Origin of the sequence: Edwardsiella anguillarum ET080813, assembly GCF_000264765.2 — a bacterium.
In the GTDB taxonomy this organism is placed as follows: domain Bacteria; phylum Pseudomonadota; class Gammaproteobacteria; order Enterobacterales; family Enterobacteriaceae; genus Edwardsiella; species Edwardsiella anguillarum.
In genome coordinates this window covers 3046493-3062482 of the sequence record NZ_CP006664.1, presented here as the reverse complement: position 1 = coordinate 3062482, position 15990 = coordinate 3046493, and the positions used below count along the sequence as shown (strand labels likewise).

Annotated in this window: 16 protein-coding genes; 8 read left to right on the top strand and 8 right to left on the bottom strand. The window is 60.9% G+C overall.

What is annotated here, in order from left to right; translation table 11 throughout:
* Window positions 1-351: 351 nt before the first annotated feature.
* From purC to dapA, 3 genes are all read right to left on the bottom strand, one after another.
* The gene (gene purC / locus ETEE_RS13770; RefSeq protein ID WP_034163557.1) at window positions 352-1065 is read right to left on the bottom strand and encodes a phosphoribosylaminoimidazolesuccinocarboxamide synthase; all 714 of its coding nucleotides are present in this window, start codon (window positions 1063-1065) and stop codon (window positions 352-354) included.
* 154 nt (window positions 1066-1219) lie between these two features.
* Entirely contained in the window at window positions 1220-2260 is a 1041-nt protein-coding gene (gene bamC / locus ETEE_RS13765) for an outer membrane protein assembly factor BamC (RefSeq protein ID WP_034163558.1), read from the bottom strand.
* Window positions 2261-2276: 16 nt separating this feature from the next.
* Window positions 2277-3158, bottom strand: coding sequence for a 4-hydroxy-tetrahydrodipicolinate synthase (gene dapA / locus ETEE_RS13760; protein ID WP_034163559.1), 882 nt, complete (start codon window positions 3156-3158; stop codon window positions 2277-2279).
* A gap of 147 nt (window positions 3159-3305) precedes the next feature.
* Here dapA and ETEE_RS13755 point away from each other — a divergent pair, with 147 nt between their 5' ends.
* Both ETEE_RS13755 and bcp read left to right on the top strand, forming a co-directional pair.
* The gene (locus ETEE_RS13755) at window positions 3306-3863 is read left to right on the top strand and encodes a glycine cleavage system transcriptional repressor (protein WP_012847959.1); all 558 of its coding nucleotides are present in this window, start codon (window positions 3306-3308) and stop codon (window positions 3861-3863) included.
* Between the two features lie 17 nt (window positions 3864-3880).
* On the top strand, window positions 3881-4351 hold the full coding sequence (bcp, locus tag ETEE_RS13750; RefSeq protein ID WP_034163560.1) for a thioredoxin-dependent thiol peroxidase: 471 nt from the start codon (window positions 3881-3883) through the stop codon (window positions 4349-4351).
* Between the two features lie 43 nt (window positions 4352-4394).
* Here the strand turns inward: bcp and ETEE_RS13745 are convergent, their stop codons facing one another.
* Window positions 4395-5474 (bottom strand): AI-2E family transporter, encoded by a 1080-nt coding sequence (locus ETEE_RS13745; protein ID WP_034163561.1) that lies wholly within the window; start codon window positions 5472-5474, stop codon window positions 4395-4397.
* A gap of 245 nt (window positions 5475-5719) precedes the next feature.
* Between ETEE_RS13745 and bepA the strand changes: the two genes are divergently transcribed.
* Both bepA and arsC read left to right on the top strand, forming a co-directional pair.
* Window positions 5720-7201: a beta-barrel assembly-enhancing protease gene (gene bepA, locus ETEE_RS13740; RefSeq protein WP_034163562.1), complete on the top strand. Its 1482-nt coding sequence runs from the start codon at window positions 5720-5722 to the stop codon at window positions 7199-7201.
* Window positions 7202-7257: 56 nt separating this feature from the next.
* The gene (arsC, locus tag ETEE_RS13735; protein ID WP_034163563.1) at window positions 7258-7611 is read left to right on the top strand and encodes an arsenate reductase (glutaredoxin); all 354 of its coding nucleotides are present in this window, start codon (window positions 7258-7260) and stop codon (window positions 7609-7611) included.
* 51 nt (window positions 7612-7662) lie between these two features.
* On the opposite strand, the gene hda is transcribed toward arsC, so the two are convergent.
* The 4 genes from hda to upp form a co-directional block, all read right to left on the bottom strand.
* Window positions 7663-8379, bottom strand: a complete 717-nt coding sequence (gene hda / locus ETEE_RS13730) for a DnaA inactivator Hda (RefSeq protein WP_095666561.1) — start codon at window positions 8377-8379, stop codon at window positions 7663-7665.
* A 69-nt stretch (window positions 8380-8448) separates the two neighbouring features.
* On the bottom strand, window positions 8449-8844 hold the full coding sequence (locus ETEE_RS13725) for a DoxX family protein (RefSeq protein WP_034163565.1): 396 nt from the start codon (window positions 8842-8844) through the stop codon (window positions 8449-8451).
* 271 nt (window positions 8845-9115) lie between these two features.
* Window positions 9116-10393 (bottom strand): uracil permease, encoded by a 1278-nt coding sequence (gene uraA / locus ETEE_RS13720; RefSeq protein WP_034163567.1) that lies wholly within the window; start codon window positions 10391-10393, stop codon window positions 9116-9118.
* A 104-nt stretch (window positions 10394-10497) separates the two neighbouring features.
* On the bottom strand, window positions 10498-11124 hold the full coding sequence (gene upp, locus ETEE_RS13715; RefSeq protein WP_034163569.1) for a uracil phosphoribosyltransferase: 627 nt from the start codon (window positions 11122-11124) through the stop codon (window positions 10498-10500).
* A 270-nt stretch (window positions 11125-11394) separates the two neighbouring features.
* On the opposite strand from upp, the gene purM reads away from it, so the two are divergent.
* The 4 genes from purM to ppk1 all read left to right on the top strand — a co-directional run bounded on the left by purM (window position 11395) and on the right by ppk1 (window position 15990).
* Window positions 11395-12438: a phosphoribosylformylglycinamidine cyclo-ligase gene (gene purM, locus ETEE_RS13710; protein ID WP_034163803.1), complete on the top strand. Its 1044-nt coding sequence runs from the start codon at window positions 11395-11397 to the stop codon at window positions 12436-12438.
* An 11-nt stretch (window positions 12439-12449) separates the two neighbouring features.
* Entirely contained in the window at window positions 12450-13088 is a 639-nt protein-coding gene (purN, locus tag ETEE_RS13705) for a phosphoribosylglycinamide formyltransferase (RefSeq protein WP_034163570.1), read from the top strand.
* Between the two features lie 119 nt (window positions 13089-13207).
* Complete coding sequence (gene speG / locus ETEE_RS13700; protein WP_034163571.1) at window positions 13208-13750, top strand: spermidine N1-acetyltransferase; 543 nt, start codon at window positions 13208-13210, stop codon at window positions 13748-13750.
* Window positions 13751-13884: 134 nt separating this feature from the next.
* Window positions 13885-15990, top strand: a complete 2106-nt coding sequence (ppk1, locus tag ETEE_RS13695) for a polyphosphate kinase 1 (RefSeq protein ID WP_034163572.1) — start codon at window positions 13885-13887, stop codon at window positions 15988-15990.

The following is a 15990-nucleotide window of genomic DNA, read 5'->3' as shown; positions in this document are numbered from 1 at the left end:
CCGGATGCCCGCAACTTGTCCTTTCACGGCCGCGCACGGATGGATCTGACGCGGCACAACCGTGCCCCGGGCGATCCCGGCGGATCCGCGGTCACATCACTACCGGGCTGGCGCGCCGTTATGCACCGCAGGTCGCGCGTTTTCTGCCGATCGCGCCGCCAAGGGGGCACCATGCCGCTGTACAGCGCGCACTGCCAGGTCGGACGTATTGGTACCGCCTGGCGGATCACCCCGAAACCGCGCCGGATCGGGGACACCGGCCGTGGGCAGGAGTGCGTCATGGCCGGGCTGGCACCATAATGACGACGGGGGCTAGCGCCCCCGTCGTCTCTCCATTCGACGCGTCACCGCTCAGTCGAGCGGCACGCCCAGACGGTGAGCCACCTCTTCATAGGCCTCAATTAGCCCGCCCAGATTCTGGCGGAAGCGATCCTTATCCATCTTCGCCAGCGTCGCCTTATCCCACAGTCGGCTGCCGTCCGGCGAAAACTCATCGCCCAGAACGACTTGGCCCTTATACAGACCGAACTCCAGCTTAAAGTCCACCAGGATCAGCCCGGCGTCGTCAAACAGCTGACTGAGTACCTCGTTGGCGCGGTAGCTCAGCGCCTTCATCTGCGCCAGATGCTCGTCGCTGACCCAGCCAAAGGTACGGCAGTAGGATTCATTGACCATCGGATCGTGCATGGCGTCGTTCTTCAGGAACAGGTCGAACAGCGGCGGATTCAGCGGCATGCCCTCTTCAATACCCAGACGCTTCACCAGCGAACCGGCGGCGCGGTTACGGATCACGCACTCCACCGGCACCATCTCCAGCTTCTTCACCAGCGCATCGGTATCGGACAGCAGGCGCTCCATCTGCGTCGGGATCCCGGCCGCCTCCAGCTGGCTCATGATGAAGTGATTAAACTTGTTGTTCACCATACCTTTGCGATCAAACTGCTCAATGCGCTGACCATCCAGGGCTGATGTATCGTTGCGGAACGACAGAATCAGCAGATCCGGATCCTCCGTGGCATAGACCGTTTTAGCCTTGCCGCGGTACAACTCAGCGAGCTTTTGCATTTGTATACTCCATAGGTTAAGAACAGAACAAACCGAAGCGTTCGGGCGAGACAGCGCCGCAGGATGCGGGCCATTATACGCCAGCCAAACGATTGCGTGGAGAAAAAAATACAAAAAAAGGGGGCGTTAGCCCCCTTCGCGATGTCCGTTCGGGTTACGGGCGGGCGAACGCCGCCTGGAATACCTTGACCAGCGCGTCGTTACGCGCCTGGGTCAGCGGCTGCCCCTTGCTGTCCAGGAACTGCAGGCTGGTACGGTTGTCCAGATCGCCGACCTGGATCTTATAGTCGCCGTTGGCCAGATCCGGCACGCTGGCCCGCAGGCTTTCCCAGGTGCTGCTGCCCGGCTCCTTGTAGCTGACGGCGATCGTCCCCTGCGGGCGGCTGCGATCGCCGATGGTCATGCCAACGCGCGGCAGCACGGACGGCAGGCGCTCCCAGACCTGGGCATAAGGCGCACGCACGATCAGCAGCGGCAGACCGGTATCGTCGGCCCCGCTCTGTACGTCGATCTGTCCCAGGCTCCGGTTAGCGCGCGCGTTCGCCTGATCGCTCTGGATTTTATCCAGATTGCCGGCAACGTCGTTCAGCACATTCACCGCATAGCGCTGGATCTCGCTGCTTGAGGTCACCGGCGTTCCGCTCTGCTCCAACGCCAGAGACTTCACCACGATCGCCGTCTGGTATCCCTGCGGCTGAACCGAGATCTGATAGCGGCCGCGGTACTGCTGATCTTCATCGGCGCGATTGAACGCGATCCACTCCGTCGTCAGCGACTGGCTGGCATCCTGGCGGCTGGCAATCGGGAAGTTATCCTCCTGCACCGAGCGTACGACCTGCTGCCACAGCCCGCTCATCCCGGCTGAGTTCTCCACCAGCATGATCGCTGCGCCGTTGGTGTACTGGGTGCGCGAACCGTTCAGCAGCGCCAGCGCCTGCGCCGGAGGACGGATATCCAGCGCCTTGCCGACGGCGCCCTTATCGTTACTCCTCTGGATATCGTAGGTGCTGTTCTGCAGCGGCAGGATCATCCCCGCAGGCGCCTTCAGCTCCTGCAGAGCCGGCGTTTCCAGGTAGGCCTCATCTCCGCTGACCTGGCGCTTATAGCGCTGATCGCTGGAGCAGGCGGAGAGCATCATCGCCAGCGACACGCCAACCAGGGTCGCAATCGTCGACTTTTGTACTGAGTAAGCCATTCAATCTCCCTAAGAGTTACAGCACACCGGCATGCTGCAGTGCGCGCTCAACCGCCGGACGCGCACTGGCGCTCAGCGGAGTCAGCGGCAGACGCAGGGTGTCGGTCGCTATCAGTCCCAATACCTTGGTGGCCCATTTTACCGGTATCGGGTTTGCTTCTATAAACAGATCATGATGCAGCGGCATCAGGCTCTGGTTTAGCCTGCGTGCGGCATGGAAATCCCCGGCCAGCGTCAGGCGGCACATCTCAGCCATCTGGCGCGCAGCCACGTTCGCGGTTACCGAGATAACCCCTTTTCCGCCCAGACGCATAAAGTCCAGCGCCGACGCATCATCGCCGCTGAGCAGGATAAAGCGATCGTCGTTGACCCGATCTTGGATCTGCCCAACGCGACTTAAGTTCCCGGTCGCTTCTTTAATCGCGATAATATTGTCAATCTGCGCCAAACGCGCCACGGTCTCCGGCAGCATATCGCAACCGGTGCGCGACGGCACGTTATACAGGATCTGCGGCAGATCGGTACAAGAGGCGATGGCACGGAAGTGCTGATATAACCCTTCCTGCGTCGGCTTATTATAATACGGCGTGACCGACAGACATCCCACCACCCCGCTGTGATTAAAGCGCTCGGTCAGCGCAATGGCCTCGGCGGTGGCGTTGGCGCCCGCCCCGGCGATCACCGGAATCCGGCCATCGGCCAGCTCCAGCGTCTGTAAAACCACGTTGACATGCTCGTCATGGCTCAGCGTGGCGGACTCACCGGTGGTGCCCACGGCAACAATGGCGGACGTCCCGCTGGCTACATGGTAATCGACCAACTTTTTCAGGCTCGCGCGATCGACATTGCCCCTGTCATCCATCGGCGTTACCAGCGCTACAATACTTCCCGTGAACATAGTCCATCCCCCCTCTAAAAACAGGCGTCTCATGGTACGTTTTAAAGCATTGCCAACGCAAGTAGACATCTGAATGCTAATTGCTTGTAGCATACTTTTTTTTATGATTACCTTGGTACACCCACTATCGATACAGGAAGAACTCTTTTGCCACAGCCCAATCAACACTATCTAGTCATCACCGCCCTTGGCGCGGACCGCCCCGGCATCGTCAACAATATTACCCGCCACGTCAGTAGCTGTGGCTGCAATATTGAAGACAGCCGACTGGCGATGTTGGGCGAAGAGTTCACGTTCATCATGCTGCTCTCCGGCAGCTGGAACGCGATCACCCTGATAGAGTCCACCCTGCCGCTGAAAGGCGTAGAGATGGACCTGCTGATCGTAATGAAGCGCACCACCTGGCACGAGCGTCCTACCATGCCGGCCACGGTCTGGGTGCAGGTCGAAGTCAAAGACTCGCCGCACATCATCGAACGCTTTACCGATCTGTTTGACTCACAGCGCATGAACATCGCCGAACTGGTCTCCCGAACCCAGACCCGCGACGGTTCCGATGAGCAACAGCTCTATATTCAAATCACCGCCCATAGCCCGGCCAGCCAAGACCCCACGCTGATCGAGCGCGCGTTTAACCAGCTCTGTCTCGAGCTCAACGCGCAGGGCAGCATCAACGTAGTCAATTATTCTCAGCATGACGGTTAAAGACGGAGAGAGTCGTAATGAGTCCATTGCAAGCCGGTAGCATCGCGCCACAGTTTACCCTATTGGATCAAGACGGTGAGCAGATCGGTCTGGCTGACTTCCAGGGCCAGAGAGTACTGGTCTACTTTTATCCCAAAGCCATGACCCCAGGCTGTACCGTACAGGCCTGCGGGCTGCGCGACAGCATGAATGAGCTGAAACAGTACGCCGTAGAGGTGCTGGGGATCAGCACCGATAAACCGGAAAAGCTCTCCCGCTTTGCGGAGAAGGAGCTGCTGAACTTTACCCTGCTGTCCGATGAAGAGCACCGGGTCGCCGCCCTGTTTGGCGTTTGGGGAGAGAAAACCTTCATGGGGAAAACCTATGACGGCATTCACCGCATCAGCTTTCTGATCGACGGCAGCGGCCGCATTGAACACGTGTTCGAGGGGTTTAAAACCAGCAACCACAGCGACGTGGTGCTGGAGTACCTGCGCAGCCACCCGTAACGCCCGCGGCGCGACGCCCTCTGGCGCCGCGCCCGCCTAGGCGCTACCCGTTGGCGCCCGGCGTCGAGTCATTACCGAAGTCATCCGGCCAGGCGTGGATCACCGCCTTCACCAGGGTCGCCAGCGGGATCGCGAAGAAGACCCCCCAGAATCCCCACAGCCCCCCAAAGATGATCACCGACAGAATGATCACTAGCGGATGCAGGTTAACCGCCTCGGAGTAGAGCAGCGGCACCAGGACGTTACCGTCCAGCCCCTGCACCACCAGATAGGCGATGAACAGCGACCAGAAATCTGCCCCCATCCCCCACTGAAACAGCGCCACCAGCACCACAGGAATGGTCACCAGCACCGCGCCGATATAGGGAATAAGCACCGAGACGCCGACCAGCACCGCCAGCAGCAGGCCATAGTTCAGCCCCAGCACCAGAAACACCAGATAGGTCGCCACGCCGACCACCACCATCTCCACCACCTTGCCGCGGATATAGTTGGTGATCTGCTGATTCATCTCCAGCCAGACCTGACCGGCCAGGCCGCGCTCGCGCGGCAGCACCCGGCGCAGCGCATTGAGCATCTGTCCCTTATCCTTGAGCAGGAAGAACACCATCAGCGGCACCAGCACCAGATAGATGGCCAGCGTGACCAGTCCGACCAGCGACGCCAGGGAGAACTTCAGCACCGACTCGCCCATCAGCGCCATCCGCGCGCGCAGATTCTCCACCACTACATCGATGATGCCCGCATCCATCAGGGCCGGGTAGCGGCGCGGCAGCGTGGCAGCATACTCATAAAAGCGGGTCACCATCTTCGGCATGTCACTCATCAGCGCCAGCCCCTGCTGCCAGGCGATCGGGATCACCACCAGCATCGTCAGCAGCACAATCCCAATAAACAGCAGCAGCACCACGCAGACCGCCCATAGCCGCGAACAGCCGACCAGCTGCAGCTTATGGGTCGGCCACTCCAGCAGGTACGCCAGGACGATGGCAACCAGCAGCGGCGCCAGGATGCCGTTAAAGAAATAGATAATGCAAAATCCCACCAGCAGGATGGTCAGCAGGGCGATCGCCTGGGGGTCGGTAAAGCGGCGCCGGTACCACTGCCTCAGCATTTCAAGCACGGTTATACTCCTTCATTCTGCGCCGCGGCGCGACTGCTCCATAAATCACGTTATATAACAATATGATAAATAATAACCAACAAGTTTTGGCACGGCCGGGCAATAGTGGCAGAATGGACAACCATCAGGTTATTGCAGGACACGGCCCTTTATCTGGCCTAGTGTAATAGAGAGCGGGTGCGGGAAGAAGAACTCTTCGCCGGGATCGGCGTCAAATGTCTATCGTTGCTTTGGAAGCGTCACTCATGACTTTACGGTTCAACAGATCGCTTATCGCCCTGCTGCTGGTGGGCGGGCTATTCGGTGCCGCGCCCTCGCTGCACGCCGCCGCCATACAGGATCAATCGCTGCCGGATATCGGCACCACCGCCGGTAATATCCTCAGCATCAATCAGGAGCTGGCGATGGGGGACTTTTACGTACGCCAGCTGCGGGCCAGCGCGCCGCTGATTAACGATCCCCTGCTCGACGGCTATATCAACCGGCTGGGAGAGCGCCTGGTTTCCCACGCCGACGGCGTGCGGACACCGTTCCACTTCTATCTAGTTCGCAATGACGACATCAACGCCTTTGCCTTCTTCGGCGGCAACGTGGTGCTGCACAGCGCCCTATTCCGCTATACCGACAATGAGAGTCAGCTGGCCTCGGTGATGGCCCATGAGATCTCCCACGTTACCCAGCGCCACCTGGCGCGAGCGATGGAGGAGCAGCAGCGCACTGCGCCGCTGACCTGGGTCGGCGCCCTCGGATCCATCCTGCTGGCGATGGCCAGCCCGCAGGCGGGCATGGCGGCCCTGACCGGCACCCTGGCGGGCGCCCAGCAGGGGATCATCAGCTTTACCCAGCAGAATGAGCAGGAGGCCGATCGCATCGGTATTCAGGTGCTGCAGCGCGCCGGATTCGACCCCCAGGCTATGCCCAACTTTCTGCAAAAGCTGGCCGACCAGTCGCGCTACTCCTCCAAGCCGCCGGAGATCCTGCTGACCCATCCCCTGCCGGACAGCCGCCTGACCGATACCCGCAACCGCGCCAACCAGATGCGCCCCCACCCGGTTCAGTCCTCTCTCGACTACCTGCTGGCCAAGGTTCGCACCCTGGGCATGTACAGCGGTAACGACCTCGACGGCGGCTATCTCAGCAGCGACATGCTGGATACGCTGGCGCGCGGCAACGTACGCGAGCAGCAGGCGGCGCGCTATGGGCGAGCCATTCTGTTCTCTCAGGCCAACAAGCCTGACGATGCGCGCCGTACCCTGCAGCCGCTGCTGGCGGCCGATCCGGACAACGTCTGGTATATCGACCTGATAACCGATATCGACCTCAGCCAGAAGCAGGCGGCGGCGGCCATCGCCCGTCTGGAGGCGGCGCTAGCAAAAAATCGCAGCGATCCCGTCCTGCAGATCAATCTGGCCAACGCCTATATTCAGGGCGGGAAGGCGCCCCTGGCCTCTCGCCTGCTGTACCGTTATACCTACAGCTACCCCAGCGATGTCAACGGCTGGGATCTGCTGGCGCAAGCCAGCGCCGCACAGGGGCTGCGCGACGAGGAGCTGGCCGCCCGCGCCGAACAGCTGGCACTGACCGGCGAACTGCAGCAGGCTATCGGGCTGTTGGGCAACGCCAGCGCGCTGATGCCCCTCGGCAGCCTGAAACAGGCGCGCTATGACGCCCGAATCGATCAGCTGCGCCAGCTGCAGGAACGCTTTAAACAGTACCAGCGGCGCTGATGCCCACTCCCCGGCACCGCGGGCGCCGGGGGATTCCCCTAACTACAGGAGCCCCTATGTCCTCCGTCGTTATCTATCACAATCCCCGCTGCTCTAAGAGCCGCGCCACGCTGCAGCTGCTGGAAGAGCGCGGCATCCACCCCGAGATCGTGCCGTATCTGGAGACGCCGCCGGATGCCGACGCGCTGCGCGGCCTGATCGCCGCGCTGGGCTTTGACTCCGCGCGTCAGCTGATGCGCCGGGGCGACGATCTGTATCGGCAGCTGGATCTGGACAACCCGGCGCTGGACGAGGCCGCGCTGATCGACGCGCTGGCCGCACATCCCTCGCTGATAGAACGCCCCATCGTGGTCAACGGCCCGCGGGCGCGCCTGGGCCGCCCGCCGCCGCAGGTGCTGGAGATTCTGTAAATAGAGTTGGGCGCCGGGCAAGCCCGTCGCGCGACATAGATCGCCGCTCGGCTACAGCAGCAGCGTCTCTTTAACGAAGGGGATGGTCAGCTTACGCTGGGCGGCGATAGAGGCTCGATCGAGCTGATCCAGGGTCATAAATAGGGTGCGCATCTCACGATCCAGACGCTTAAGCAGGAAACGCCCCACGTCCTCCGGCAGCTCAAAGCCGCGTAGACGGGCGCGCAGCTGCAGCGCCTGCAGCTTCTCCTCATCGCCCAATGGCTGCAGCTTATAAATCTGCCCCCAGTCCAGGCGCGAGGCTAGATCGGGCAGCCGCAGATTGAGCTGGCGCGGCGGACGATCGCCGGTGATCAGCAGGCGGGTGCGTCCGCTCTCCTGGATCCGGTTATACAGATTGAAGATGGCCATCTCCCAGGCCTCATCGCCGGCGATACATTCGATATTATCGATACAGACCAGCGCCAGCTGCTCCATGCCATCCAGCACTTCGGGGACAAAGTAGGCCCGCTTATCCAGCGGCACAAACCCGACCGCCTCTCCGCGCTGCGACAGCTCAGCGCAGGCCGCATGCAGCAGGTGGCTGCGTCCGCCGCCCTCACGTGACCAGAAATAGATGTAGGATCCGTGCTCTTGACGTAATGCATTACGCAGCGCAGCGAGCAGCGCGGCATTCTCCCCCGCGTAGAAACTGGCAAAGGTTTCATCGTCGGGCAGATAGAGCGGCAATGAAAGCTGGGTGGGCGTGTTCAGATGCACCTCAGACATGAACTTGCAAAAAACGTTTTCAGTTTAACACAGAAATGCGCACAGGCATGCGCTAATCACGCCGCGGCGCTAAAAACCCCCGCAGGGACACGCCCCGGAGCGGGCCGTCTTCAGCAGGGAATAGTTCCCCGCCCCCAGGCAGGCCAGCGCCAGGCCGCTCACGCCGTAATAGAGCAGGCTCTCGATCGCCGATGCACCGCTCTTCGTCAGGCTGAAGGTATCGCCGACGTGGGCCAAATACCAGGCGAACAGCATCGTAAACGCCATGATCAGGGCCGAGGGCCGGACCAGCACCCCCAGCACGATCAGCGCCGGCGCCAGCAGCGCATGGATGCCCGTCAGGCCGAAGGCAGCTTTATTGACGCCATGCAGCAGTATCAGACCGCCCAGCGTGATACGCAGCAGCAATTTACCAAGATCCTCATTGTGAAGCAGGGGGTTCAGACGCAGCAGGAGTGCATGCATGGGATAACTCCTTTTTTACCGTTAATTATCCTGACGGGCCGGGGAGCCCACTGACGCGGCGCCAACGCCACCTTCTCCGGGGAGGAAGATAAATAAAAAGAAGCAGGATCAAGAGAATAGCCAGCGGCGGCAGCGCGCCATCACGCGCTTAACATAGCCACGGAGCGTGGAGAAAAGCGGACATTGTATGCGACAGATCCGCCCCGCATCATCCCGACGCGCGCAGGCGGAAAGACGAAAGCCGGACACCGCCCGGCTCCCGTCGGCGGCGTTAAATATCCTCCGGCAGCTCGATAATCTCTTCTTCTTTGCGCATCAGGCTGAACAGCTTGAACAACAGGCTCATCCCGATACCGACGATGGTCGCCAGCGCCATCCCCTTCAGCTCCGCGGCGCCGATGTGCACCTTGGCACCGCTGACGCCGATGATCAGGATAACCGAGGTCAGGATCAGATTCTGCGCCTTGTTGTAGTCGACCTTGGAGTCGATCAGCACCCGGATCCCGGACGCCCCGATCACCCCATACAGCAGCAGGGAGACCCCGCCCATCACCGGCACCGGGATCACCTGGATCGCCGCCGCCAGCTTACCGACGCAGGAGAGCAGAATCGCCAGCACCGCCGCCCCGCCGATCACCCAGGTACTGTAGACCTTGGTGATCGCCAGCACGCCGATGTTTTCGCCATAGGTGGTGTTCGGCGTCGAGCCGAAAAAGCCGGAGAACATGGTGGAGAAGCCGTTGGCAAACATGGAGCGGTGCAGCCCCGGATCGCGCATCAGATCTTTCTTCACGATATTAGCGGTCACCACCAGGTGGCCGACGTGCTCGGCAATCACCACCAGCGCCGCCGGCAGGATGGTCAAAATGGCGAACCATTCAAAACGCGGCGTATAGAAGGTCGGCAGCGCAAACCAGTGGGCCTCCTTGATCGGCGTAATATCCACCACGCCCATGAAAAAGGAGAGCCCGTAGCCTACCAGCACGCCGATCAGGATCGGGATGATGGCCAAAAAGCCACGGAACAGCACCGAGCCCAGCACCGTCACCGCCAGCGTCACCATCGAGATGGTGATGGTGGTGCCGTCGGCGCGGGCACCGTCGGCCGGCAGCAGGCCGGCCATATTGGCCGCCACACCGGCCAGCTCCAGTCCGATCACCGCCACAATCGCCCCCATTGCCGCCGGAGGAAAGATCACGTTCAGCCAGCCGGTACCGGCTTTTTTAACAATCAGCGCCACCAGGCAGAACAGCGCGCCGCAGACGATAAAGCCGCCCAGCGCCAGCTCATAGCCTAGCGGCAGCAGCAGCATCACCGGAGAAATAAAGGCAAAGCTGGAGCCGAGATAGGCCGGGATCTTGCCCTTACAGATAAACAGATACAGCAGAGTGCCGATGCCGTTGAACAGCAGTACCGTCGCCGGGTTGATCTTAAACAGAATGGGAACCAGCACGGTGGCGCCAAACATGGCGAACAGGTGCTGAAAGCTCAACGGAATCGTTTGCAGAAGCGGCGGACGCTCGCTGACGCCGATGACGCGACGGGTCATGGTGTATTTCCTCTCTCGTTAATCGATAGTGTTGGTGTTTGAAAGGGGCGCGACGCTCCCGGCGTCACGCCAAAAAAAAGCCGACTAACGAGTCGGCTCACGGGTTATTTGGTACCAAATATCTTATCGCCGGCGTCGCCCAGACCCGGAATAATGTAACCCTTATCGTTTAGGCCCTGATCGATGGAGGCGGTGTACAACTCCACGTCCGGGTGCGCCTTCTCCAGCGCGGCGATACCTTCCGGCGCCGCCACCAGCACCAGCACCTTGATGGAGCGGCAGCCGGCGTTCTTCAGCAGATCGATGGTGGCGATCATGGAGCCGCCCGTGGCCAGCATCGGGTCGACGACCAGCGCCATACGCTCATCGATGTTGGAGACCAGCTTCTGGAAATAGGGAACCGGCTCCAGCGTCTCTTCATTACGGTAGATCCCCACCACGCTAATACGGGCGCTCGGCACATGCTCCAGCACCCCTTCCATCATGCCCAGCCCTGCGCGCAGGATCGGCACCACGGTGATCTTTTTCCCTTTAATCTGTTCAACTTCGACCGGGCCGCACCAACCATCAATGGTTACTTTTTCTGTTTCGAGGTCTGCGGTCGCTTCATAGGTCAGCAAACTGCCCACTTCAGAGGCCAGTTCACGGAATCGTTTGGTGCTGATGTCATTTTCACGCATCAAACCCAGTTTGTGTTTCACAAGCGGGTGTTTCACTTCAACGATCTTCATTTTTTTTCTCCCATGTAGCTGTTCTGCGCCCAAAAAAATCGCGAGATTATACCGCCTTTTCGCCCGCTTACCAGAGAAAAAAGCATGATCTCAATCAAGAAAGAAACACTCTGTTACCTGACGGGCGAAAACGTTACCGTCGGGCATAACGGGATAGCAAACGTTTGCTTTGACTGCTAGAATTGCGCCGCCTGACATTTTCCGCAGGGTTCGCGGACGCCTCATCGCGCCGCCGACGGACCACGCCTAACCGCCATGGGGATTTACGCAGTGACCGACAAAACCGCTCTCAGTTACAAAGACGCCGGCGTAGACATTGATGCCGGCAACGCGTTGGTTGACCGAATTAAAGGCGTCGTCAAAGAGACCCGCCGGCCTGAAGTGATGGGCGGCCTGGGCGGCTTTGGCGCACTGTGCGCACTGCCGCAAAAATACCGTGAGCCGGTGCTGGTCTCCGGCACCGACGGCGTCGGCACCAAGCTGCGTCTGGCGATGGACCTGCAGCGCCACGACAGCATCGGTATCGATCTGGTGGCCATGTGCGTCAACGACCTGGTGGTTCAGGGCGCCGAGCCGCTGTTTTTCCTGGATTACTATGCCACCGGCAGGCTCGACGTCGATACCGCGGCGAGCGTCATCGGCGGGATCGCGGCGGGCTGTAAACAGGCCGGCTGTGCGCTGGTGGGCGGAGAGACCGCCGAAATGCCCGGCATGTACCACGGCGAAGACTACGACGTGGCCGGATTCTGCGTCGGCGTGGTAGAGAAGTCCCAGATTATCGACGGCAGTCAGGTTCGCCCCGGCGATGCCCTGATCGCCCTGGCCGCCAGCGGGCCGCACTCCAACGGCTACTCGCTGATCCGCAAGATCCTAGAGGTCAGCGGCTGCGATCCGCGCACGACGATGCTGGCCGGGCGCCCGCTGGCCGACCATCTGCTGGCGCCGACCCGTATCTACGTCGCCGCCTGTCTAGACCTGATCGCCAGCCATGAGGTGCACGCCCTCGCCCACCTCACCGGCGGCGGCTTCTGGGAGAACATTCCTCGCGTGCTGCCGGCCGGTGCCAAGGCCGTCATCGACGAGGACAGCTGGCAGTGGCCGGCCGTCTTCGACTGGCTACAGCAGGCCGGCAACGTCAGCCGTCACGAAATGTACCGCACCTTTAACTGCGGCGTCGGGATGGTGATCGCCCTGCCGCAGGCACTGGCTAACTCCGCGCTGGCGCACCTGAGCCAACGCGGCGAACAGGCCTGGCTGCTGGGCCATATCGCCGAGGCACAGGGCGACGAACCGCAGGTCGAGATCCTGCGCTGAGGGGGACTGCCATGAAGCGTATCGTCGTGCTGATCTCCGGCCAAGGCAGCAATCTGCAGGCGCTGATCGACGCCTGCGCCGCCGGGCGAATTTCGGGACGGATCGTCGCCGTTTTCAGCAACCGCGCCGACGCCCACGGACTGGCGCGCGCGCGCCGGGCCGGCATTGACACGTGCGCCCTGGGCGTGGATGACTACCCCGACCGCCAGGCCTTCGACATGGCGCTGGCGGCCCAGATCGCCGCCTATCACCCCGATCTTCTGGTGCTGGCCGGCTATATGCGCATCCTCTCGCCGGCCTTTGTCCAGCGCTTCGCTGGACGCATGCTCAACGTTCACCCCTCGCTGCTGCCGCGCTACCCCGGTCTGGATACCCACCGTCGGGCGCGGGACAATGGCGATACCCGGCACGGCGCCTCCGTGCACTTTGTCAGCGACACGCTGGACGGCGGCCCGGTGGTGCTGCAGGCCCAGGTACCGATCTTCGCCGACGACAGCGTCGCCGGGATCGCCGCCCGGGTACAGGTACAGGAGCACGCCATCTATCCGCTGGCGGTCGCCTGGTTCTGCAGCGATCGTCTACGCCAGCGCGACGGCCTGGCCTGGCTGGACGGACAGGCGCTGCCGCCGCAGGGGTACGCCAGCGATTAACCACGCGGCGACCGTATCAGACGCCGTCGCCCCCTGCAGTTATTCATAAACAGCGGTTATAATATCGTTCCCTATCCGGCGGCCCCGGCCGCCCATTCCCTGCGACGAGAGGAACGATTATGTCCAGCGAGAGCGACGTCAGGCTACATCCCCTGGAACGGGAAGACCTGCCGTTTGTCCACCAGCTTGATAACAACGCCAGCGTGATGCGCTATTGGTTCGAGGAGCCCTACATCGCCTTTGTCGAGCTGGCCGAACTGTACGATAAGCATATCCACGATCAGAGCGAACGCCGCTTTGTGGTCGAGCAGAACGGCACCAAGATAGGGCTGGTTGAGCTGGTCGAAATAGACCATATTCACCGCCGCGCCGAATTTCAAATCATCATCGATCCCACCCATCAGGGGCACGGCTACGCCAGCCGCGCGGCGCAGCTGGCCATGGAGCACGCCTTTGCCGTGCTCAACCTGTATAAGCTGTACCTGATCGTCGACAAAGAGAACCACAAGGCTATCCATATCTATAGCAAACTGGGCTTTGAGGTCGAGGGGGAGCTGATCCACGAGTTTTTCATCAACGGCGAGTACCGCAACGCCATCCGCATGTGCATGTTCCAGCACCGCTATCTGGCCATGTACCGCGCGCCGGCGCCGGGCGTATAGCTCCGCGGTTGGACTTTCCCACCACAGACTCGCCATAATAGTAGGGCAATGTTCCGTCCACGGCGGTATCACCGCCGGGCAGCCGCCCCGCGCAGCGCGGGACGGATCGTTTTTGCTTTAGTACTGGAGTCACAATGGGGCAGGAAAAGCGCTACATCGACAAAGAGCTCAGCTGGCTATCCTTCAATGAGCGCGTACTGCAGGAGGCCGCCGATAAAAGCAACCCGCTGATCGAGCGCATGCGTTTTCTCGGCATTTATTCCAGCAACCTAGACGAATTCTATAAGGTACGCTTCGCCGAGCTGAAGCGCCGCATACTGATCAGCGAGGAGCAAGGCACGGATAACGGCAGCTCGCGCCACCTGCTGCAGCAGATCCAGGCCAAGGTGCTCAAGGCCGATCAGGAGTTCGACTCCCTGTACAACGACCTGCTGCTGGAGATGGCACGCAATCAGATCTTCCTGATCAACGAACGCCAGCTCTCCGAAAACCAGCAGGTATGGCTACGGCAGTACTACCGCAACCATCTACGCCAGCATATCACGCCGATCATGCTCGATGAGGAGACCGATCTGGTTTCCTTCCTCAAGGATGACTACACCTATCTGGCGGTGGAGATCGTCAGCGGCCAGCAGACTCGCTATGCGCTGCTGGAGATCCCCTCCGACAAGGTCGAGCGCTTCATCATGCTGCCGCCGGAGACGCCGCGCCGACGCAAGCCAATGATTCTGGTGGATAACATTCTGCGCTACTGCCTGGATGACATATTCTGTGGCTTCTTCGATTACCACACCCTGAACGCCTATTCGATGAAGATGACCCGCGACGCCGAATACGATCTGGTGACGGAGATGGAGTCCAGCCTGATGGAGCTGATGTCCTCTAGCCTCAAGCAGCGCCTGACCGCCGAGCCGGTGCGCTTTGTGTACCAGCGCGACATGCCCGACGAGCTGGTCAGCCTGCTGACCCGCCGGCTAGGTATCTCCTCCTACGATTCGGTCATCGCGGGGGGGCGCTACCACAACTTTAAGGATTTCATTAAGTTTCCCAACGTCGGTAAGGCCAATCTACTCAATCGCCCGCTGCCGCGCCTGCGCCACGTCTGGTTCGACCGCTTCCGTAACGGCTTCGACGCTATCCGCGACCACGACGTACTGCTGTACTACCCCTACCACACCTTCGAGCACGTGCTGGAGCTGCTGCGCCAGGCCTCCTTCGACCCCAGCGTGCTGGCGATTAAGATCAATATCTACCGGGTGGCCAAGAACTCCCGCATCATCGAATCGATGATCCATGCGGCCCACAACGGCAAGAAGGTCACGGTGGTGGTGGAGCTGCAGGCGCGCTTCGATGAAGAGGCCAACATTCACTGGGCCAAGCGGCTGACGGAGGCCGGCGTACACGTGATCTTCTCGGCGCCGGGGCTGAAGATCCACGCCAAGCTGTTCCTGATCTCGCGCCGCGAAGGCGACGACATCGTGCGCTATGCCCATATTGGCACCGGCAACTTCAACGAAAAAACCGCCCGGCTGTACACCGACTATTCGCTGTTGACCGCCGATGCCCGCATCACCAACGAAGTCCGCCGGGTATTCAACTTCATCGAAAACCCCTATCGCCCGGTTAACTTTGAGCACCTGATGGTCTCCCCGCAGAACTCACGCCGCATGCTGTATCAACTGATCGATCAGGAGATAACCCATGCCCAGGCCGGGCTGAGCGCCGGGATCACCCTCAAGATCAACAATCTGGTGGATAAAGGGCTGGTCGATCGTCTGTACGCGGCCTCCAGCGCCGGGGTGAAAATCCGCCTGCTGGTGCGCGGCATGTGTGCGCTGGTGCCAGGGATCCCGGGAGTCAGCGATAATATCAGCGCCATCAGCATCGTCGATCGCTTCCTGGAGCATGCCCGGGTCTATGTCTTTGACAACCACGGCGATCCGCAGGTCTTTCTCTCATCGGCCGACTGGATGACCCGCAACATCGACTACCGCATTGAGGTGGCGGTGAGCCTGCTCGATCCCCAGCTGCGCCAGCGGGTGCTGGATCTGCTGGAGCTGCAGTTCAGCGATACCGTCAAGGCCCGCTACCTCGATCGGGAGCTGAGCAATCGCTATGTACCGCGCGGCAACCGCCGCAAAGTGCGCTCACAGCTGGCCATCTATGATTACATTCGGGCGCTGGAACACGCCGGCGCCCAACAAGCGCAGGAACTCCCCGCGCCGCCGACCCATGACTGA

Bases quoted from the DNA above. Each gene is read 5' to 3' on its own strand.
- bepA (WP_034163562.1), top strand. From the start codon at position 5,720: ATGACTTTACGGTTCAACAGATCGCTTATCGCCCTGCTGCTGGTGGGC.
- bamC (WP_034163558.1), bottom strand. From the start codon at position 2,260: ATGGCTTACTCAGTACAAAAGTCGACGATTGCGACCCTGGTTGGCGTG.
- uraA (WP_034163567.1), bottom strand. From the start codon at position 10,393: ATGACCCGTCGCGTCATCGGCGTCAGCGAGCGTCCGCCGCTTCTGCAA.
- ETEE_RS13725 (WP_034163565.1), bottom strand. From the start codon at position 8,844: ATGCATGCACTCCTGCTGCGTCTGAACCCCCTGCTTCACAATGAGGAT.
- hda (WP_095666561.1), bottom strand. From the start codon at position 8,379: ATGTCTGAGGTGCATCTGAACACGCCCACCCAGCTTTCATTGCCGCTC.
- purN (WP_034163570.1), top strand. From the start codon at position 12,450: ATGAAGCGTATCGTCGTGCTGATCTCCGGCCAAGGCAGCAATCTGCAG.
- arsC (WP_034163563.1), top strand. From the start codon at position 7,258: ATGTCCTCCGTCGTTATCTATCACAATCCCCGCTGCTCTAAGAGCCGC.
- bcp (WP_034163560.1), top strand. From the start codon at position 3,881: ATGAGTCCATTGCAAGCCGGTAGCATCGCGCCACAGTTTACCCTATTG.
- speG (WP_034163571.1), top strand. From the start codon at position 13,208: ATGTCCAGCGAGAGCGACGTCAGGCTACATCCCCTGGAACGGGAAGAC.
- upp (WP_034163569.1), bottom strand. From the start codon at position 11,124: ATGAAGATCGTTGAAGTGAAACACCCGCTTGTGAAACACAAACTGGGT.
- ppk1 (WP_034163572.1), top strand. From the start codon at position 13,885: ATGGGGCAGGAAAAGCGCTACATCGACAAAGAGCTCAGCTGGCTATCC.
- dapA (WP_034163559.1), bottom strand. From the start codon at position 3,158: ATGTTCACGGGAAGTATTGTAGCGCTGGTAACGCCGATGGATGACAGG.
- purC (WP_034163557.1), bottom strand. From the start codon at position 1,065: ATGCAAAAGCTCGCTGAGTTGTACCGCGGCAAGGCTAAAACGGTCTAT.